We start from the raw sequence: 19951 nt of genomic DNA on the forward strand, positions 1-19951 counted from the left end.
TTGCTGGAAGAGGACAAATCCTCTCAGGATGGTATTGCTTTAAAAAGAATGAAAGCTGCTCTTTCTACTCAATACTTAAGAAAAGTGATTGGTTTTTAAACTTTGATGAAATCGCCCTGGTATTTAGGCCTTATACATTTTGAGTTCATATTTAAATCATAATAAGTTGTTATACTAAGAATAGATAGATATTTTTTTATTGGAATAATTATGTTTTTTGATGAAAATGAAATTGAACTCGAAGATTTTTCGATAAAGCATTTAAGAAAAAAATTAAAATCAATGAAAGGTACTAAAGCATCCAAAAAATCTATTGCGCAATCAATATTGAAAATACTTCCGTTTTTTAACAAGTTTATTGATTCTGCAGAGGGGGCCGGGAGTACTATTACAAGTATGGTACAAATCCAAGGGCATCTCACTCATGCTTCAGAAGCAGCAGGTAGTGCTTTTCTAATCATTAGGGTAGTGAATGCTGCAATTGATTTTATTAGGATTCCATGTATTTATATCGCTGCCTATATAGCGAATCAAGAATCACCGATTACCTTGTCACGTAATGCCCGTTTTTTATATTCAGCAGTGCTTTTAGGTCTTACTATAACCGCTTTAGCATTTCCTCCTTCAGCCCCTATTATTGCCTTAGTGCTCTCAATCGCTGCATTGGGTTTAAGTGTCGTCACTCTAGCCAAGCTATATTACAAACGTTATGAAGTAAAAGATCAGTTAGCACAAATAGAAAAAGATATTGATATCAAAAAAAATCGAATAGCGGCTCTAATTGATAGCCTAGAACAATTAGAGGGCGAAGCAAAAAAGGCGAAGCTTGAAGGGCAAAGAGAGAACTTTAATAACTTGAAAGACAAAATCAAAACGGAACGACATGAAATTCAGGAACAGTTAAACGAGTTGCAAAAATTATATGATAATCAGGAGATTGGTAAGGAAAAATTGGCAAAGCTGGGTACTATAGCTACTTTGGATAAAACAGCAGGTGTTGCGTTCACTTCGCTGGCATTAATTGGTGCTATAGTCAGTTTAGTATTCCCTCCAGCAGGACTGCCAATAATTGCTGCCGCTGCTTCTTTGGCGGCCATCTATGTAATTGGACGTGTTACCTATCCTATATTTAAGTTTCTTGCAGAAAAAATAGTTAATGCTAGTACCCCAAAAACAGAGTTCGCAAAAAAAGATGAGGATCAAGGAGCGAAAGACGATTTGACTGAAAATGAAATTGAAATTGAAACTTCAGCTAGTAAGGTTAAACGAGATATGGATAAAATAATGGAAGATGCAGAACGATTAAAAAAAATTGTGGCCAAATTTCCAATTACTAATACTCACGCAGAATCAGAAGTAACGATACCAGCTCCCACTTTAAAAACCACAAGTGCTAAAAAGAAAAAGAGTGATGAGGAATTACAAGAAGAGGATGAACATCCATCAATGTGATAAGAATGATTTTAGAAAGTTAGATATGGCGCAATTGTTCACGTGCACGTCCCCTTCGGTGGAGTTAACAACTGTGGCCTCTAAGTCAATCTCGCTATTCTGAGGCGTTTTCTATGAAGGATCTCCTGTTTTAAAGATTATTAAAATACCGCGCCATTTGCTGGAGATCCCTCGCTGCACTTGAGGGCTGAAGTATCGTCACTTTTTGTACCTTTTTTCGAGTCACTAATGGGCAAATTGTTTATATCTGGATTCCCGCCTGCGCGGGAATGACATCAATTTAGGGCGTGGTTCCACGTATCAAACGGGGTTAATCGGCGGGAGAGCATGTTCATTTTGTTTTTTACTCGGATTATTTTTTTTCAGTTGCTGAACACTGCGCCATAATTCATCGCCTCGCCACAAGGTTTTTTCTTTATTTTTGTATAAAACTTGAGAAAGGGTTTGAACTTGTTTTTTGAACGTTGCGTCAGTCGTAAGGCGTGTTAAATCAGTTAAATTTAATATGAGGGCATCTGGCCAGTAAAGGTTGGCCCACTTTAATAAGGCATCTCGTGTTTGTTGGGGATTGGCTTGTGCACACGCTTTATGAAGATTATTTAATGCGGTTTTGTATTGACCTTTCCCGGTATTTTTATTGCGTTTTTGCCATCCCCATAAACCTAAAGTAACAATCCACGCAAATGCAAAAAGTGCGGCGACTATCCAAGCCCTATCGAATTTTGGTCTAGAAGAAACAGGCTCGCTCACTTCTTTTGTTGGTTGAGTGATATGCTGATTTTGAGATACGGCAGGTTGGGGGGTATTTGTTGCAGGTGCGGTGTTTGCTGGAGTTACTTCAAAGGTTTTTGCAGGTAAGGTAGCTATTTCTTCCTTTCCTGTTTCTGTATTGAACCAAGGGAGTTTTAGTTCAGGAATTGTTATTTTTCCTGCTTTATTGAATAAATAGGTCACTTTGATTTCTGTGCGGCCAATCAATTCACCATATGTAACTCGGTTTTTATCTTTACCTTTCTCCGGATAAACATTAACCCCGTCTGGTTCTGCAAAATTGAGTGTAGGTAAAAGTTGCGCTGGAATTCCTACTCCTTCAAGAATTACAGTACGAATTAAGGTGTTGCCTTGAGCAATAGTTTTTTCGGAGTTTTCATATTCTTCCATTAACTTAACTTGTTTTGCTGGCAGCCATATTTTACCTGAATATTCTTTAGGAATTGGTTGTACGTCGAGGCTAATGGTTTTGTCCTGGGCTTTTACTCGCACCGGATTAAAATCATAGATCAATGCAGTAAATACAGGTGATTTTATTTTTAAAGTACCACTCTTTTGTGGAAAAACGGCATAATTTTGTTCTTCTACAAGATAAGTCACATTATTTTTTTGGATCTGGGAGCGTTTTTCCTCACCCAAAGGGATGAGCAGAGCATTTTCTACTTGCGGTCCTCTATAATCCGCATCTAAAAGATGTTTTGAGTTGTATAAAGTTACTTTATAAATAATTTGCTGATTCACATAAGGTTTTTTTTTGTCCACTCCGGTGGTTAAATAAAGATCTTGATTCTTTTGATTGGCAGAATCGTTGCTGGATGTATTTTGCGATGTTGTACCTGTGGTTACTTCAATTGTCACAGGTTTTGAATAGTCTCTACCAATTTTAATCGCGGGAATTGTTACTTTACCTTCTTTTTGTGGCTTTAAAGTAATAGTCCACTCACTAGATGATTGTGCTTGGCCATTAATAATCGAATAATTCATACGACGTTCAGTGCCAAGAATCATAAAATTCTTTTGTAGCGGGGTTAGATCTGGAATGCCCCCATTTTGTAAATTATCTTGAGTTAAAATTAACCTGAATGAATCATCAATGCTTACTTGAGAAGAATCAACTTGCACTTGTACTTCAGCATTGACCAATGCACTGAATAAACAAAAGAAACCAATAATTATTATTTTTTTCATTGATACCACCCGCGTTCTCTTCGTAAATGGTCACGTAAGAATTTTTCTCGCATTAACCCGCCTGGATCATCTGGAATCAAGCGCAACCATTGTTCTTTGGCTTGTTGTTTTTCTCGTTCTGCTTCAGATTGAGCTTCGTTATTCTGTTGATCTTTGTTCTGTTGATCTTTGTTCTGTTGATCTTTGTTCTGTTGATCTTTGTTTTGTTGATCTTTGTTCTGTTGATCTTTGTTCTGTTGATCTTTGTTCTGTTGATCTTTGTTTTGTTGATCTTTGTTTTGTTGATCTTTGTTTTGCTGATCTTTGTTTTGTTGATCTTTGTTTTGCTGATCTTTGTTTTGCTGATCTTTGTTTTGCTGATCTTTGTTTTGTTGATCTTTGTTTTGTTGAGCTTTGTTTTGTTGATCTTTGTTTTGCTGATCTTTGTTTTGTTGATCTTTGTTTTGCTGATCTTTGTTTTGTTGATCTTTGTTTTGGTTTTTATCTTTATCTTTTTTCAAAAGATCTTCAACTAACTTACGATTATAAATGGCATCCTGATTTGCTGAATTGATTGCCAATGCCTTGTCATAGGCTTTAATTGCTTCTTCATATTGTCCCATATGAGCCAGTGCGTTGCCTTGGTTATAATAGCCTTGTTCATTTTTTAAATCCCGATATAACTCGGCAGCTTTTTGATAATCGCCTGCACGATAGGCTGCGGCTGCAGCCCAATCGCTACGTGTAAAGGTTTCCTTGGCTTGTTTAAATTGATTTTTTTCCATCAACGCTTGCCCTTGTTGATCCGAGGTAGACCATAAGTCTTGCCAACTAAAGGCATGGGTAGCTAAAGACAAAAATGAGGTGAATAAAAGAATAATAAAACGTATCATACAGCGATCCTCTGTATCCAACCACGTCGAAACACAGGCAAAAGTAACAGCAGCGCAGGTATTAAAAACCAACGTCCTTCATCACGCCAAAGGGGAATATCTTCATTTTTACTTAGGGCATATTCATTGTTATCACTGGATTTAAGCCACTGATCCAAGTCACTAGAATCAGAAGAGTATTTTACCAATTGTCCATTACCTGCATCAGCAAAACGCGAAAAAAGAGGATTCAAATTCTTATCTGCTTTGACTGGCATAATAGATGAGTAAATACCTGAGTCAGCTAATTTTTTCGCTAGGGCGATTGATGCACTGGAAGGGGCATCAGCCGTTAATACTAAAATTTGACCCTGGTTATAACCCGCTTGTTTGATTAAATTACTGGCTTCATTCAAGGCGCTATCAAGGTTTTGTCCAGCTACTGGCATGATATCTGGAGTTAATGACGAAAGTAAGGAGGAAATAGTATGCCCATCATCAGTCAGCGGAGAGACAACAAAGGGCTCACTAGTAAAGACAACAAGGCCAAATTGACCAACATCTTTGTGGGCAAATAAATCATGCAATTTAAATTTGGCACGACTTAGACGATTGGGTGTTAAGTCATTAGCCATCATATTGTCAGACATATCCAAAACTAGAACTCTAGGTTGTATTGGTTTATAGGTTGCTACAGGCAGCTTATACCAGACCGGACCGGCAATACTAAAAATCATAAACAGAATACTTAAAAACAAACAAAGCAGGGAGCCCACACGTTGTCCTTGCCCTTTTTTTTGTAGTAGATGATGAAGCAAATGTTGATCGCACACTTCCGACCAAGCATGTAATTTAGGTTTTTGCCGCCATAAAACCAAAACTAATCCTATCAAAGGTAAAATCATTAACAGCCACCAGGGCCTTAAAAAATGAAAAGTTGCAATCATGGCTTTAAGGCCTCCCGATCTGTCATCGTAGCTCGTATGTTTAATCTCAAATCTGCTTTTCTCAACAGCCAAGAGAAACACAGCAATAATGCAAAGCCGACAAACCAAGGGTAATATTCCTTTTGGGGACGCACTGTAGCCTGTTCTTGATTTATAGTTTCCAACTGATTAATTGTTTTATAAATTGAATTTAATGTTTCAGTATCTGTAGCGCGGAAATAGCGCCCCTCAGTCATGTCAGACATTTTTCTTAGGGTTTCTTCATCCAAATCTGCTGAAGCATTTTGCATTATAAAATCACCGACTAAGGCTCTTGAATCGGCTTCGGATCCTAAACCTATTGTATAGATTTTGATTCCTTCTTCTTTGGCCAATTCAGCCGCTTTTAACGGAGCAAGTACACCAGAGTTATTTGCTCCATCGGTCAATAAAATAAGAATTCTTCCTTTTTTGGGTACATGATTTAACCGTTTTACAGCAAGGCCAACGGCATCACCAATCGAGGTTGTTTTACCAGCAAGCCCTGCAGTAGCATCTTCAAGTCGTAAGAGAATGCTATGTCGATCATAGGTAAGAGGGGTCTGTAAATAAGCACGAGTACCAAAGAGAATTAACCCAATTTTGTCCCCAGTTCGTTCTTGTACAAATTGTTCAGCAGCATTTTTTACAACACTTAAACGGCTTACGGGGCGTCCATGTAAGAGCATATCGGGAATTTCCATACTGCCAGATAAATCTAAAGCCATCATAATGTTAAAACCCTCACGAGAGATGGGTTTGGGAGCGCCAATCCAGCGAGGGCCTGCTAAAGCAACGACCAATAATAACCATATTATGGCTGGGATGAGCAATGAATATTGGGCAGAAACAGAACGCTTTTCTTGATCTGCGATGTGAATCATGGCAGCAAAGAAAGGTACTTTCAACGCAGCAGGCGATTGTACTTTGGCTCTTGGCATCAAAAACCAGAAGATTAAAGGTAAAGGAATGAGTATTAAAACCCAAGGGTTAACTAATTCGAACATGGCACCCCTCTTTGTTTAATCCAAAGTTGCGCCGCATGGAATAATGGTTTGAGATCCATGATTTCTCTTGTTTTAAAAGGGGCATCGAGTAGTAAGTCCTTTACCAAATTGAAATCAATATTTTTACTGGTTTCATTTAAAAATTTAAGCCATTCTTCCCCATGTAAACTCGCAACTTGTTCTCTTGGATAATAGACAAGGGCGACTCGGCGTAATAATTCTGAGATATGTGCACTGGTCAGGGCGCCATTTTGTTCTTTCTCATATTGGCTTTGATAGTTATCTAATAAAAGCAGGGCTTGCTTTTTAGCGAGAGCATTTCGATGTTTTTTATAAATACCATAAGCGAATGTCATTGCTAAAAATAAGATAAGGCCAATCAAAATATACCACCCAGGAGCAACCGGCCACCAACCAATTGGGGTGGGTAGATGAATGTCTTTTAACTGCGTCAGAGGATCAGTATTAGCCACGAGACCTCCTGGGAAACGTCTGGCGCACTAAAGGAGCCAAATCGACATCGGCTGTAACCTGAACATACTGAATGTATAAGCGTCGCAATTGAGCTTGCAAGAGCTCTATACGTTGCTGACAATACTGTTCATATGCTGTGCTCACGGATCGTAAGCTGGTATCAAGTATTATCTCTTGCTGTCCATTAGTTATGGCATATTGTTGTGGTTTAGGCGGAGAAAGCTCCACGCGGTCACAAATATGATAAGCCAGGATGTCATTATGATAGCGTAATCGATTTAAATGTTTTTCACACTCACTATCCATAGAATAGAAATCACTGATCAAAACCAGGATACTTCCTGGCCTAACTACGCGATGTAAGCGTACCAATGCATCACTAAGTCGCCTTGGTTGCGCTTCGCGTTGTTCATCAGTTTGATCGGTATAGCGACTTAAAGACGCTAATAAGGGAAGTACGCCCATGTCACGACTGCGTGGAGTAAATTCACTGTGATCCGTAGCCGAGAAGAATACTCCTCCTACTCTATCGCCTTCTTTTATTACAGTCCAGGCAAGAAGCGCTGCGAGTCGGGCAGCAATGACTGATTTAAATGCAATGCGCGTACCGAAAATCATCGAGGGGTTGAAATCCGTGAGAATTACCACCGGTCTTTCTCGTTCTTCCTGATAAATTTTGACGTGTGGCTTGCCGGTACGCGCAGTAACGCGCCACTCCATATGGCGTATTTCATCGCCTGCCTGATAATTTCTTACTTCGGCAAAATCCATTCCTCGACCACGTAATTGGGATAAATGATTTCCTGATCGTATTGCTTTACCTTCGGGCCGATAATGAATGGATTGCACATAACGTCTTAAGTCAATCAATTCATTTAATTCTGCAATAACGCCATTAGCCATAAAAACCTCGTGCACCTCATATGTCTCTGAAGATTGGGGCTAAATTCATCAGATTCAAGGCTATTATTTGTTGGGTCCAAGGCCCAACCTGCCTGTTTTCTACGGAACAGCAACTAAACGCAATAAGGAGTCAATAAAATCGTCGCTATTGATTCCTTCTGCTTCAGCTTCAAAGCTTAATAAAATTCGATGCCGTAATACATCATGGGCAATCACATGAATGTCATCCGGAGTAACATAGTCTCTCCCACAAAGCCATGCATGAGCTTTGGAGCAACGATCTAAAGCAATCGTAGCACGGGGACTTGCACCAAAACGCAACCAACGACCCAATTCTTCACTGTATACGCCAGGATTCCGAGTTGCTACTACTAATTGCACTAGATAATTTTCCAATGCATCGCTCGTATGAACATTCAGCACTTGTTTACGCGCTTCAAATAATGTTTTTTGTGAAAGTTTTTCCGTGCTAGCAGGTTTAGTAGCCATAGCCGCGCCTAAAGCTTCTTTGCGCGACAGGGCTAAAATATCATGCTCTATTTTGGCATCAGGATAACTAATTTTTACATACATCAAAAATCGATCCAATTGTGCTTCCGGTAAAGGATACGTTCCTTCCTGCTCAATTGGGTTTTGTGTTGCCATGACTAGAAATAATTCAGGTAGAGGATAGGTTTTACCTCCTATGGTAACTTGTCTTTCAGCCATTGCCTCAAGAAGTGCAGATTGTACTTTTGCTGGGGCACGGTTAATTTCATCTGCCAAAAGCAAGTGATGGAATATAGGGCCTGGTTGAAACACAAAGGAACCATTTTGTGGATGGTATACATCGGTACCGGTTAAATCACCAGGCAATAAATCAGGTGTAAACTGGATGCGATGAAAATTACCTTCAACACCATCTGACAGTTCTTTAACTGCTCGTGTTTTTGCTAATCCAGGTGCTCCTTCAACTAATAAATGGCCATCTGCAAGTAAGGCAATGAGTAAACGTGAAATTAATCCATCCTGACCCAAAATTTGCGAATTTAAGCGATGACTTAATTGTAATATTTGGCGTTGCACAGCATTTCCAGTCTTACTGTCTTCTACTTGCTCCATAATTTCTACCTTAATCTAAATAACATCAAACAGAGTTAAATAAAAAAACTTATCCTAGCGTGAATTGTATTCGCTGCCAAGTGCTCAAGTGTATTTTTGTGCAATAATTAATCATTTTCAGAGGTGAAGTAACCCAAGAATTCGAGCATGGGCGAAGTCGTAACACGGGTTCCATTGTGTTTCACCCAGACTACACTTATTGTTGATAATCCGGATGGAGCTCCAGGGGCATCATCGTTTGTAGCTTTTGATAAAGCGATAGAATCTCTTCACAAAATACCTGGAATTGCTGTTGGTTTTCCCATAAATCATAATCAGCTCCTTTAAGGAAAACCTGTTGCTTTGCCAGCGTCTTTAATAAAACGAGCTCCTGACGTGAAAATCCCAAGTGACTATTTAATTCAACCAGCTCCATGAGTTTTTTGTGTTCTTTGATTGGGCGGTGTTCATGCAAACAATAAGCTTTTAAGGTCAATAGAAAAGCTTGATACATCAATGAAGTAACAGGAGTCAATACTGCAAGTGGATCAGTTTGCCTGAATGTCCAGTCGGTGATTTGCTGCAATAGATAATCGGCAGCATAGGCATGTTGTGTCGCAATATTAAGCATTTCCAATGGGGATAAATAACGTTTGTCCATAAAGGATTTTTCCTATTTGATTCAGTGTCTTTTAGCGTGCACAGTCGAGCTCAACTGCTTTTTCTGGTTTAAAGTATGTTAAAATTGGCCCTCATTATATCTATGAATTAAATTGATGCACGCTTTTATTAACAGTTCTTTGCAAATAGGCTCTTTGACATTGTCCAATCGGTTAATCCAAGGCCCTTTAGCGGGTTATAGCTGTGCACCATTCAGAACATTATTTAATCATTATCGGGCACCAGCGTATTGTGTAACGGAGATGAGTTCCGCAACGGATATTCTTTATAAGCATACCGCAAATTCACGTTATATTTATCGGGCACCACAGGAGCAGATTCTTGCGTATCAGATTGCAGGTACAGAACCAGCTATTTTGGCGCAAGCAGCGCACCGATTACAGCAAAATGGCGCGGATATTATCGACATTAATTGTGGCTGTCCAAAACCTAAAATTCGTAAAAAAGGTGCAGGAAGTGCTTTGCTAGAAGAGCCAGATCACCTAGTGCGAATTGTTAAAGAAGTGCGCGCAGCGATTTTTATTCCCTTAACTATAAAAGTTCGCATTCAAGGTGATGCAAAGGATGTTCTGCTGGCGAAAAAAATTGAAGAAGCAGGAGCTGATGCGCTGATTGTACACGGTCGGCGTTGGATTGATGATTATGATGTTGCTTCTGACTTGCAACAAATCGCAAAAATAAAACAAAGCATTTCTATTCCGGTGATTGCTAATGGAGATATTAACAATATCCACAGCTTGCATAGGGCAATAGAGTTAAGTGATTGCGATGCTTATATGATCTCGCGTGCTGGTAGTGGTAAACCCTGGCTCTATCAAGAGTTATTGGAACAGCAAAGTATTACGATAACCCTGGCAGAAAAAATCAATCTGTTTATGACGCATTTACAAGGGTTGGCTGCACTGGAAGATGAGTATAAGGCGGTTTTACAAAGTAAGTCCTTGGTTCGTTATTATTTTGGCAAATTACTTGATGAGTCGTCATTAAATCGTTTTTACCTATTGGATTCTTTGGAGGCGATTCAATCTTTTCTGCGATCTTTGGTTCAAGGCCATTCTCATCCAGAATTCGCGTGATTAAATAAAAAATTAAATTAAATCACTATAATCTCGATTATAAATCCTGTAGGTATGAATAAATTAGCCAAGCAAGCTTCTGCCCCCGTCCACTTTGAGTATTTGTCCGGTAATGTAGGGGTTTTCGGCTAAGGCTAAAATCGCCTGGGCAATATATTCTGGATCCCCATGTTTTTTTAGCGGTGTTTTCTCGATAATTTGTTCTTGAATTTCTGGAGTCAACGTATTGGAATGTTCAGGCCAAATAATGGCGCCTGGAGCGACCGCATTGACCCTGATTTCAGGAGCAAATTCGCGTGCCAGGCTTTGGGTCTGCATTTCCAAAGCGGCTTTACTTTGGCAATAAACAGAGTATCCTTTCAATGGTTTTTCTGCATGGATGTCGCTTATATTTATAATGACCCCGGATTGCTTTGCCAATAAAGGGCGTGCTGCGAGACTCAGTAAGAACGGTGCTTTAACATGAATGTCAAAAAGAGCACGCCAATCTGTTTCAGCAAATGTAGTGAATTCAGTGCGGATGAATACAGAAGCATTATTGACTAATAAATCCAAACGCCCGACCCAATCCTGAATTGTAATCATCATTTCATCTGCTGCGCCTGGTTCAGATAATTCTCTCTGTAAAACAAAGGCACTATTAGGCCGTTGTTCATTTAAGCCTACGGCAAGGGCATGAGCCTCTGGCAATGATTGATGGCAATGAATCACTACTTTATATCCTGCTACATGTAGTTTTTTGACAACCGCGGCGCCGATGCGGCGCGCCCCACCGGTGACTAAAGCAACTTTCGCTTCTTGTTTGTTTGTCGGATTCAATGTATGGTTCCTATTCTCGATTATTCTGGGTGAAACGAAGTCCGTGCTTTGGGGCTTACATCCCGCGGACAAGCCGCGGGACCTAGAACCAAGATATGTTGCTTCGGTTTTTTACCCGACTAAAGTTTTTAAAGTATGACTATGAGTATAATACAAACCTTACACGCGCTACTGGCCGAACGCCAGGCTATTCCCTTCGTAGAATTCATGCAACTTGCATTGTACGCTCCTGGAGAAGGATATTATAGTTCCGGGTTGCAAAAATTAGGGAAGCATGGTGATTTTATTACCGCTCCTGAATTGACTCCTTTATTTGGTAAAGCGCTAGCGAATCAATGCCAGCAAGTATTAATGGAACTTGAGTCGCCGATGTTATTCGAGTTTGGTGCAGGTTCGGGCGCTCTTTGTGTTGCTATATTAGAACATTTGGCGGAACATAACGCGTTGCCAGAAACCTATTGCATTTTGGAGGTCAGCGCTAACTTACAACATCGTCAACGCGAGCTCATAGCACAAAAAATTCCTCATCTGGCTCATTTAGTTACCTGGCTCAATAGCTGGCCCGAAGTTCCTTTTAATGGAGTGGTTTTGGCAAACGAAGTCCTGGATGCTATGCCGGTACATCGATTCATGAAAACCGAGCAGGGCATTATGGAAAGTTATGTCGCTTTGAACGAACAGCAACAATTAACAGAACTATTTAAACCCTGTCAAAATCAACGTTTGCTGGATTACATTGATAATCGATTATCGCTACAAAATACCCCTTATCTTTCTGAAGTGAATCTTTTTATCGATGACTGGATCTTAAATAATTATCAGATGTTAAAACAAGGCGTGGTGTTTTTGATTGATTATGGATTTCCTCGTCATGAGTACTATCATCCTGATCGTAATCAGGGCACTTTAATGTGTCATTATCAACACCAAAGTCATCCGGATCCGTTTTTGCATCCAGGAGAGCAAGACATTACCGCACATGTGGATTTTACGCATGTAGCAGAAGCTGGGCAACAAGCCGGTTTTCACATTGCAGGTTTTACAAATCAAGCCTCTTTTTTGCTGGCCAACGGTTTGCTAAGCTTAATCAATACACTGGATAATGAATTGGAACAAGTACGGGCAAAACAAGCGATAAAGCAACTCACCCTTCCTAGTGAAATGGGGGAGTTATTTAAAGTAATCGCCTTAAGTAAAAATGTGGAAATTTCCTTAAATGGATTTCTATTAAATGATAAACGAGTGAGTTTATGAACATAAAAAGATACCTGACAACCGTGGAATTACAAAAAGAATCCATGAAATTTTCTGCTGGTCATACTACTATTTTTTCTGCAACGGAAAGAGAACCATTACACGGCCATATGTATGGAGTTTATTTGGCACTCACAACTTGGGTTGAAGAAAATGGGATGACCTTTGACTATCGCTATTATAAGGAGCGCGTCCATAAGTTATGTCGTTATTTGAATCAAACTTTTCTGATGCCGCAATTTTCTCCCTTTTTGGAATATGCAGAGGATGAGGAATACTATTACTTTACCTTTAATCATAAAAAGATTCCCTTTCTTAAAGAGGATGTGACTTTATTACCAGTGACAAATATTACGGTAGAGGAATTATCGCGTTGGTTTGTGCAAGAGCTGATTAAAGATAAAGCCGAATTGGATCGGCACCGTATAGAGCATGTGGTGGTCAAAGTTTTTTCAGCTCCAGGACAATCAGCCAATCATCAATGGCACAGAGCGCATGAATAAAAGCGAGCAAGACCCTTCTATAGACCATCCTCACTCATCAATGCCTACTGAAGTCTCCCTGGATATGATGGAGCACCATGATGATGGGGAGCCTACGACACAACACATTGAGCAAAATGGGAATACTGTGTATCAAGTTTGTATTCCCCATACCCATAGAGATTATTTTGATTATGTTGGTGAAAGACTTACTCCTCGCATTGGCACGCGCGTCTGGGTTCCATTTCGCAAACAAATACGTTTAGGTTTAGTAGTCGGCAAAAATAAATCCTCATACGATGTTGCCTCATTAAAAAGCATCAGCACAATTATTGATGACCAGCCATTAATTGATAAAGCAATGTTGACGTTATGCTCCTGGATTGCCAATTATTATCAGTCCCCTTTGTCTGAAGTATTGCCACTCGCCATACCTAAAAAATATCGATTAGGACTGCCTTGCCAATTACCTATGAGCGATTTTTATCAACTGGCATTACCTCTGGAAGAGGCCAAAAAGCTTATTCCGGCTCGAGCTCGCAAACAACAGGAGCTGATTGAATTTCTGAGTACCCAAAAAGAACCCGTTGCCAAATATTGTTTGACAGAAAAAGGATTTAATTCCACCCAACTCTGTAGCTTGCTTGCGGCTCAGGTTCTTTCTTTATCTCAGCAAATTATACTGCCAGAACAAGCTAATGCTTCCCCATCTTCTCCATTAATACTTAATGCTGAACAAGCTGAAGCTGTTGCTGCAATTAAGGAAGCACTCCATCAATATCAGTGTTTTTTATTACAAGGAGTTACAGGAAGCGGCAAAACAGAAGTTTATTTACATGTTATCGCTCAGGTACTTGAGCAACAAAAGCAAGTGTTAGTCCTGGTACCCGAGATTGGGTTAACTCCACAATTGGTGACGCGATTTACCTCACGCTTTAAACAGTCTGTTGCAGTGATTCACTCCAGCCTGAACGAATCAGAAAGACAAATTGCTTGGCAATTAGCAAAAGAAGGCAAGGTTAAAATAGTGATAGGAACTCGAGCGGCAATTTTTACACCTATGCCTGATTTAGGGTTAATTGTAATTGATGAAGAGCATGATGCATCATTAAAACAAATGGAGGGGGTGCGCTACTCAGCGCGTGATACGGCGTTAATGCGGGCACATTTAATGAACATACCCATCATTTTGGGCTCCGCGACTCCCAGTTTGGAGAGTATGTATAATGTGGCGCAAAAAAAATACACTTTGTTGCGCTTGACTCATAAGGCACTGTCGACAACTCCATTACATTATCAACTGATCGATCTGCGCTCACAAACACTTCAACATGGTTTGGCAACTCCAACCTTACATATTATCAAAGAGCATTTACTCAAACAAAATCAGGTTTTGGTATTTATTAATCGCCGAGGTTTCTCTCCTGTTCTTTTATGTCATCAATGTGGTTGGATGGTTGATTGTCGTGCTTGTGACAGTCATCTGACTCTGCATAAACAGTTAGGACAGATGATTTGTCATCATTGTGGATTGACCCAAAAAACTCCGGAACGATGTCATAATTGCCACAGTAAGGAATTAATTCCGGTTGGAGCCGGTACGCAACGTATACATGAGTTTTTAAGCACATATTTTCCAAATACGGAGGTTGTGCGAATTGATCGTGATGCAGTTCGCAAAAAAAATTCTCTTGATGAGCATTTGGACAAAATTCATACTGGTGAGGCACAGTTAATTGTTGGCACGCAAATGTTAGCTAAAGGTCACCATTTTCCGCGCCTTTCTCTGGTTGTGGTGCTCGATGCTGATGCGGGACTTTATAATCAAGATTTTCGGGCCCTGGAGCATTTGGGGCAATTGTTAATGCAAGTTTCGGGACGGGCCGGTCGAGAGGAACTCGCTGGCCAAGTTTTGATTCAAACCCACTTACCCAATCATCCCCTACTTAATTTATTGATTCAACAAGGATATGATCCATTTGCAGATGCATTATTAGCTACACGCCAAAAAGCACAACTGCCTCCTTTTCACTATTTGGCTGTAATTAGGGCGCAAGGAAAAGTAGCGGGCAGCGTATTAAAATTTTTGCATGCAGCTAAAGAGCATATCCTGACCCCATCCATTACTGTAATGGGACCAGCGCCTGCCCCTATGCCTCGAAAGGCCAATCAATACCGCATGCAGTTATTACTTAAATCTTCTTCCAGGAAAATACTGAAAAACTCTTTAACGCAATTGCGTGAATGGTTAACAGGTAATAAATTAGGTAATGGTGTGCGTTGGAATGTGGATGTCGACCCTATGGATTTATCATGATGGAGATAAAATGACTGATTTGAATATTGAAATACATAAAAAAGTTTTTTCCGTTGCTTGGGGCGATATGGATGCACTAGGCCATGTAAATAACGCCCGCTATTTTGATTATTTTCAAGAAGCACGCATTGAATGGTTAAGACAGTTGAATATTAGTATGACTGAAAAAACTGGTCCCGTAGTAATTCACGTTGCGTGTACCTTTTTAAAACCAGTGATTTATCCTGCAATAGTAACTTTGCGCTCGCGAATACATAGCCTTGGGAATTCAAGCATGATGATGGATCATGATCTGTATCAGGATGATGTCATCATGGCGCAAGGCAGCTGCAAAATTGTATGGGTGGATTATACGCAAAACAAATCTGTGCCTTTACCTGATGAGATCCGTAGACTTTTTTGAAAGCAAGTAAGCGGAGGAAAGGGAGCCTGGCAATAAAAGTAGGGATTTTTGTCATTCCCGCGAAGGCGGGAATCTATTCTTATAGTAGCACCATGCTTTTCTGGAGATGGGTTCCCGCCTTCGCGGGAACGACAGTTTTTTTTAAGGGAAGTGGGAACGGAGCGCGAAGTCTGGGTTTAACTGAACCTGAGATTTCCTGGGTTCCGCTTCGCTGATTCAGCTTACAATACATTTAAACCGCAATAGGCGCTTTGATTGCAGGATGGGATTGATAATTTACGAACTCGAAATCATCATAAACATATTCAAATAACGATTGCGGCTTGCGTTTGATATTCAGGGTGGGCAATGGTAATGGCTCCCTGGCTAATTGAGTGCGCGCCTGTTCCAAATGATTGAGATACAAATGGCAATCGCCACCGGTCCATATAAAATCACCTACATTAAGATTGCATTGCTGAGCAACCATGTGAGTGAGCAATGAATAAGATGCAATATTAAAAGGTACACCCAAAAATACATCAGCAGAGCGTTGATATAACTGACAAGAAAGGGTTTTATTTGCTACATAAAATTGGAATAGGGCATGACAGGGCATTAAAGCCATTTGATCCAGTTCCCCAACGTTCCACGCACTGACCAACAAGCGGCGTGAATCAGGATTGGTTTTTATTTGTTGTATGACGTCACTGAGTTGATCAATGGTGCGGCCATCGGGTATTGGCCAATTTCGCCACTGCTTGCCATAAATAGGCCCCAACTCCCCATTGCTATCAGCCCATTCGTCCCAAATAGTAACCCCGTTTTCATTTAAATAGGAGATGTTAGTATCTCCTTTTAAAAACCAGAGTAATTCATGCACAATACTTCGCATATGTAATTTTTTGGTAGTGACTAAAGGAAACCCTTGGCGTAAATCAAATCGCATTTGATAACCAAAAACCGATAAAGTTCCTGTGCCGGTGCGATCTGCTTTTTGGTTGCCGTGCTGTAAAATATGTTCTAACAAGTTTAAATAAGTTTTCATCGTTTAACCCACCATAACCAAAATCCCAGTAATAACATGGGAATAGATAAGATTTGTCCCATAGTCAACCATCCAAAGGCAATATAGCCGAGTTGTGGATCAGGTTGTCGGAAAAACTCAGCAATGATACGACAAATCGCGTACCCTATTAAAAAAACAGCGGATACTCGGCCCGTAGGGCGGGGTATACGCGCATAAATCCAAACGAGAAGGAACAAGCCAATGCCTTCCAGGCCAAATTCATATAACTCCGAAGGATGGCGGGGTTGATTATCAACATGGCTATATACCATACCCCAAGGCATGTCAGTAACCCGTCCCCATAATTCACCGTTAATAAAGTTACCAATTCGCCCAGCGCCTAAACCTATGGGAACCAGTGGGGCAATAAAATCCCCTACATCCAGGAATGATTTGCCACTTTTTCGAGAAAAGTACCAGAGTGCAACCGCAACACCCAGCAGGCCACCATGAAAAGACATTCCTCCTTGCCAGATTTTAAATAATGCCAATGGATCATGTACCAATTCCGTGAAATTATAAAAAAGCATATAGCCGATGCGTCCGCCAATAATGACACCAAGGGCTGCGTAAAAGATCAAATCACTGATTTGTTCCGAGGTCCAATCCAGTTGATAGTGCTTTGCACGCCAGTGAGCAAGTAACCAGCCACTAACAAAGCCAATCAAATACATTAATCCGTACCAATGCACTTGTAACGGACCTATTGAGAATGCTACAGGATTTATATAAGGAAAAGTGAACATATCTTTTTAAGTTCCTTTTTTATTTACATGCACATAAAAATGAAGAGAGTGCACCCAAGCTATATTGTTCAATCAGGTTTCTATTCATAAAGACTTTCCGGCTCTGATGAGACCACCCAATCCTTCATCTTCCAGGGCTTTTTGTAAATGAAAGCGTATTTGTGCAGGATGTTCAAATTCCAGTACTTCAGCAAGAATCTTACGGGCATTTGCAATGGCGAAATTACGAATAACCCATTTTACTCGCGGTAAGCTCGAAGAGTTCATACTTAAAGTATCAAAGCCCATAGCAATTAGCAAAATAACTGCTAAAGGATCGCTGGCCATTTCGCCACAAATACTGACCTCTACTCCTGCTGCATGACCGCCTTCAACAACCTTTAGCAAAACACGCAGCATGGCTGGATGCATCGAGTCATAAAGGCCTGCAACTCGGGCATTGTTTCTATCTACAGCCAGAAAATATTGCGTCAAGTCATTACTGCCCACGGAGATAAAATCAACTCTCTTGGCAATTTCGCGCGCTAAATAGGCGGCAGCAGGGACTTCGATCATGACGCCTAATTTGGGCTTTTCAATGACACACCCTTCTTCTAATAATTCAGTAAATGCTTGATCAATAAGATAAGAAGCTTCCTCAACTTCACTTAAATTAGTGACCATAGGTAGCATGATACGCAAATTATTTAACTCTTCACTCGCACGCATCATCGCACGAATTTGCATCAAGAAGACATCAGGATGATCCAGAGTGACGCGAATCCCTCGCCATCCTAAGTAGGGGTTATCTTCTGCCACAGGAAAGTAGGGCAATACTTTATCACCGCCAATATCCAGCGTCCGCATGGTCACCGGACGGGGGGCAAAAGCTTTCAGGGTTTGTCGATAAATAATAGTTTGCTCATCTTCTGAAGGGAAATGATCGCGGCTCATAAACGGAACTTCTGAACGATATAGACCAACTCCTTCTGCGCCGACACTCATGGATAAACCGGCGTCCATGGCTAAACCCGTGTTTACTTGCAACGATACTTTATAGTTATCAATCGTTTCTGCAGGTTTATCTCGTAAACTTACCAGGCTCTGAGTTAATGCCTGCTCTTCTTGCTCGAGGAGTTTGAATTCTGCGAGCACTGATTTCGATGGTGAAATATAAACTTGTCCATAATATCCATCAACAACAATGGCACGGCGAGAGATCAAATCTAATTTTAAACCACGAACACCCATCACTGTGGGTATGCCAAGCGCGCGGGCTAAAATAGCGACATGAGAGTTATTAGAGCCCTTGGCCGATACCACTCCCGCCAGATATCCTTCAGGGACTTCTGCTAATGCTGCGGCGGTTACTTCCTCTCCGACCAGGACCGTTCTTTTGGGGTAAACAATTTCTTCTTGTTGTGACCATTGTAATGCGGCTAAAACGCGCCGTCCCAAATCACGAAAATCACTAGCCCGTTCACGAAGGTATGAATCTTCCATGCTTTCAAATTGGGCGATGTGCTTTTTAATCACAGTCGCCAAGGCTGCCTGAGCCCCAATTTTCTCGCTACGAATCACATGTTCTACTTCAATGCCCAAGCTGTCTTTATCAAGAATACGCAAGTAGACATCGAATAGAGCATGCTCATCTTCTGCAACAACGGATTTCATGCGTTTGCTTAAGCGATGCATGTCCTCTCTAGTGGATTCCAGTGCTTCATAAAACGCATTAATTTCCTCATCCAAAGTCTCGACAGGATTTTGTGGAACTGCATCGATATCTGCTTGTGGGTATACAACCACTGCAGTACCTATCCCGATACCTGGAACAGAACCAATTCCTGCCAGTGCTGCAGGGCTTAAGTCGACTTTTTTAGTAACCCCCATAGGCTTGGGTTGAGTTAACTCAGCCAATTCGCCTGTTGCTTCGGCATGAGCGATAATTCCACCAAGTTGGGCTGCCAGGGTAATTAAAAAAGATTCTTCCGTATCATCGAAGTAACGTTGTTCTGTTTGTTGAACAATGAGCACACCATAGAGCTTTCTATGTTGAATAATCGGCACGCCTAAAAATGCCTTAAGGTGTTCTTCTCCCAATAAGGTATTATGATAGAAATCAGGATGAGAGGGTGCATCTTCGAGATTAATCGGTTCTTCGCGTCGTCCGACAAGACCTACCAGGCCACTATCAAATGCAATGCGAACTCGGAATTGAGCTTGCTTGTTTAAACCTTCGGTTGCAATAAGAACGTATTCGGCATGTTTGGTATCGATGAGGTAAACGGAAGCGGCCTCTACATTAATGGCTTTATTAATTTGTTGCACCAAAATGCCAAGGGCCTCTGAGAGCTGCTTGGCAGCAGTGACTTCTTGAACTATCCGCTTAAGTACTTTGAGCATCTATGCCTATGATTACCTCTTTTTGTAAATGGTCATCGGAATTGTAAGATCA

The 19951-nt window shown here is 40.7% G+C and carries 19 protein-coding genes and 1 pseudogene; 8 read left to right on the forward strand and 12 right to left on the reverse strand.

Annotated elements, in window-relative coordinates; genetic code table 11:
• On the forward strand, positions 1-99 hold a 99-nt coding region (locus ELY20_RS16980), incomplete at its 5' end, for a hypothetical protein (RefSeq protein ID WP_233590492.1).
• A 111-nt stretch (positions 100-210) separates the two neighbouring features.
• Complete coding sequence (locus tag ELY20_RS07055; RefSeq protein ID WP_110141926.1) at positions 211-1452, forward strand: hypothetical protein; 1242 nt, start codon at positions 211-213, stop codon at positions 1450-1452.
• A 300-nt stretch (positions 1453-1752) separates the two neighbouring features.
• Here ELY20_RS07055 and ELY20_RS07060 read toward each other — a convergent pair whose 3' ends face one another.
• Positions 1753-3411, reverse strand: a complete 1659-nt coding sequence (locus ELY20_RS07060; RefSeq protein WP_110141927.1) for a BatD family protein — start codon at positions 3409-3411, stop codon at positions 1753-1755.
• Between ELY20_RS07060 and ELY20_RS17145 the strand changes: the two genes are divergently transcribed.
• Positions 3359-3964 (forward strand): pentapeptide repeat-containing protein, encoded by a 606-nt coding sequence (locus ELY20_RS17145; protein WP_407656319.1) that lies wholly within the window; start codon positions 3359-3361, stop codon positions 3962-3964. The genes ELY20_RS07060 and ELY20_RS17145 overlap by 53 nt on opposite strands.
• Here the strand turns inward: ELY20_RS17145 and ELY20_RS17150 are convergent.
• The 7 genes and pseudogenes from ELY20_RS17150 to ELY20_RS07095 all read right to left on the reverse strand — a co-directional run.
• Positions 3942-4283 (reverse strand): annotated as a pseudogene (locus ELY20_RS17150) (tetratricopeptide repeat protein); the annotation flags it as partial. The gene ELY20_RS17145 and the pseudogene ELY20_RS17150 sit on opposite strands and share 23 nt — an antisense overlap.
• Positions 4280-5209, reverse strand: coding sequence for a vWA domain-containing protein (locus ELY20_RS07070; protein ID WP_110141928.1), 930 nt, complete (start codon positions 5207-5209; stop codon positions 4280-4282). The gene ELY20_RS07070 and the pseudogene ELY20_RS17150, both read right to left, overlap by 4 nt.
• Positions 5206-6234 (reverse strand): vWA domain-containing protein, encoded by a 1029-nt coding sequence (locus ELY20_RS07075; protein ID WP_110141929.1) that lies wholly within the window; start codon positions 6232-6234, stop codon positions 5206-5208. The genes ELY20_RS07070 and ELY20_RS07075 overlap by 4 nt, the downstream gene beginning before the upstream one ends.
• The gene (locus ELY20_RS07080) at positions 6222-6707 is read right to left on the reverse strand and encodes a DUF4381 domain-containing protein (RefSeq protein ID WP_110141930.1); all 486 of its coding nucleotides are present in this window, start codon (positions 6705-6707) and stop codon (positions 6222-6224) included. The genes ELY20_RS07075 and ELY20_RS07080 overlap by 13 nt, the downstream gene beginning before the upstream one ends.
• Positions 6700-7611 (reverse strand): DUF58 domain-containing protein, encoded by a 912-nt coding sequence (locus ELY20_RS07085; protein WP_110141931.1) that lies wholly within the window; start codon positions 7609-7611, stop codon positions 6700-6702. The genes ELY20_RS07080 and ELY20_RS07085 overlap by 8 nt, the downstream gene beginning before the upstream one ends.
• A 99-nt stretch (positions 7612-7710) precedes the next feature.
• Positions 7711-8712 (reverse strand): AAA family ATPase, encoded by a 1002-nt coding sequence (locus ELY20_RS07090; RefSeq protein WP_110141932.1) that lies wholly within the window; start codon positions 8710-8712, stop codon positions 7711-7713.
• A gap of 196 nt (positions 8713-8908) precedes the next feature.
• Positions 8909-9352, reverse strand: a complete 444-nt coding sequence (locus ELY20_RS07095; protein ID WP_110141933.1) for a hypothetical protein — start codon at positions 9350-9352, stop codon at positions 8909-8911.
• Between the two features lie 115 nt (positions 9353-9467).
• On the opposite strand from ELY20_RS07095, the gene ELY20_RS07100 reads away from it, so the two are divergent.
• A complete protein-coding gene (locus ELY20_RS07100) occupies positions 9468-10448 on the forward strand; it encodes a tRNA dihydrouridine synthase (RefSeq protein ID WP_110141934.1) in 981 nt (326 codons plus the stop codon).
• 63 nt (positions 10449-10511) lie between these two features.
• On the opposite strand, the gene ELY20_RS07105 is transcribed toward ELY20_RS07100, so the two are convergent.
• The gene (locus ELY20_RS07105) at positions 10512-11267 is read right to left on the reverse strand and encodes a pteridine reductase (RefSeq protein ID WP_110141935.1); all 756 of its coding nucleotides are present in this window, start codon (positions 11265-11267) and stop codon (positions 10512-10514) included.
• Between the two features lie 141 nt (positions 11268-11408).
• On the opposite strand from ELY20_RS07105, the gene ELY20_RS07110 reads away from it, so the two are divergent.
• The 4 genes from ELY20_RS07110 to ELY20_RS07125 all read left to right on the forward strand — a co-directional run bounded on the left by ELY20_RS07110 (position 11409) and on the right by ELY20_RS07125 (position 15723).
• Complete coding sequence (locus ELY20_RS07110) at positions 11409-12521, forward strand: class I SAM-dependent methyltransferase (RefSeq protein ID WP_110141936.1); 1113 nt, start codon at positions 11409-11411, stop codon at positions 12519-12521.
• Positions 12518-13024: a 6-pyruvoyl trahydropterin synthase family protein gene (locus tag ELY20_RS07115; protein WP_165831581.1), complete on the forward strand. Its 507-nt coding sequence runs from the start codon at positions 12518-12520 to the stop codon at positions 13022-13024. Before ELY20_RS07110 ends, ELY20_RS07115 begins: the two co-directional genes overlap by 4 nt.
• 67 nt (positions 13025-13091) lie before the next feature.
• Entirely contained in the window at positions 13092-15320 is a 2229-nt protein-coding gene (locus ELY20_RS07120; RefSeq protein WP_233590521.1) for a primosomal protein N', read from the forward strand.
• 10 nt (positions 15321-15330) lie between these two features.
• Positions 15331-15723 carry an acyl-CoA thioesterase gene (locus ELY20_RS07125; protein ID WP_110142054.1) on the forward strand — a complete coding sequence of 131 codons (393 nt, stop codon included), beginning with the start codon at positions 15331-15333 and terminating at the stop codon, positions 15721-15723.
• Positions 15724-15955: 232 nt separating this feature from the next.
• Here ELY20_RS07125 and thyA read toward each other — a convergent pair whose 3' ends face one another.
• The 3 genes from thyA to ptsP form a co-directional block, all read right to left on the reverse strand.
• On the reverse strand, positions 15956-16750 hold the full coding sequence (thyA, locus tag ELY20_RS07130) for a thymidylate synthase (RefSeq protein ID WP_110141939.1): 795 nt from the start codon (positions 16748-16750) through the stop codon (positions 15956-15958).
• A complete protein-coding gene (gene lgt / locus ELY20_RS07135; protein ID WP_110141940.1) occupies positions 16747-17517 on the reverse strand; it encodes a prolipoprotein diacylglyceryl transferase in 771 nt (256 codons plus the stop codon). Before lgt ends, thyA begins: the two co-directional genes overlap by 4 nt.
• Before the next feature lie 84 nt (positions 17518-17601).
• Positions 17602-19899 (reverse strand): phosphoenolpyruvate--protein phosphotransferase, encoded by a 2298-nt coding sequence (gene ptsP, locus ELY20_RS07140; protein ID WP_110141941.1) that lies wholly within the window; start codon positions 19897-19899, stop codon positions 17602-17604.
• Positions 19900-19951 lie beyond the last annotated feature (52 nt).

Origin of the sequence: Legionella qingyii, assembly GCF_003990155.1 — a bacterium.
Classification (GTDB): domain Bacteria; phylum Pseudomonadota; class Gammaproteobacteria; order Legionellales; family Legionellaceae; genus Legionella; species Legionella qingyii.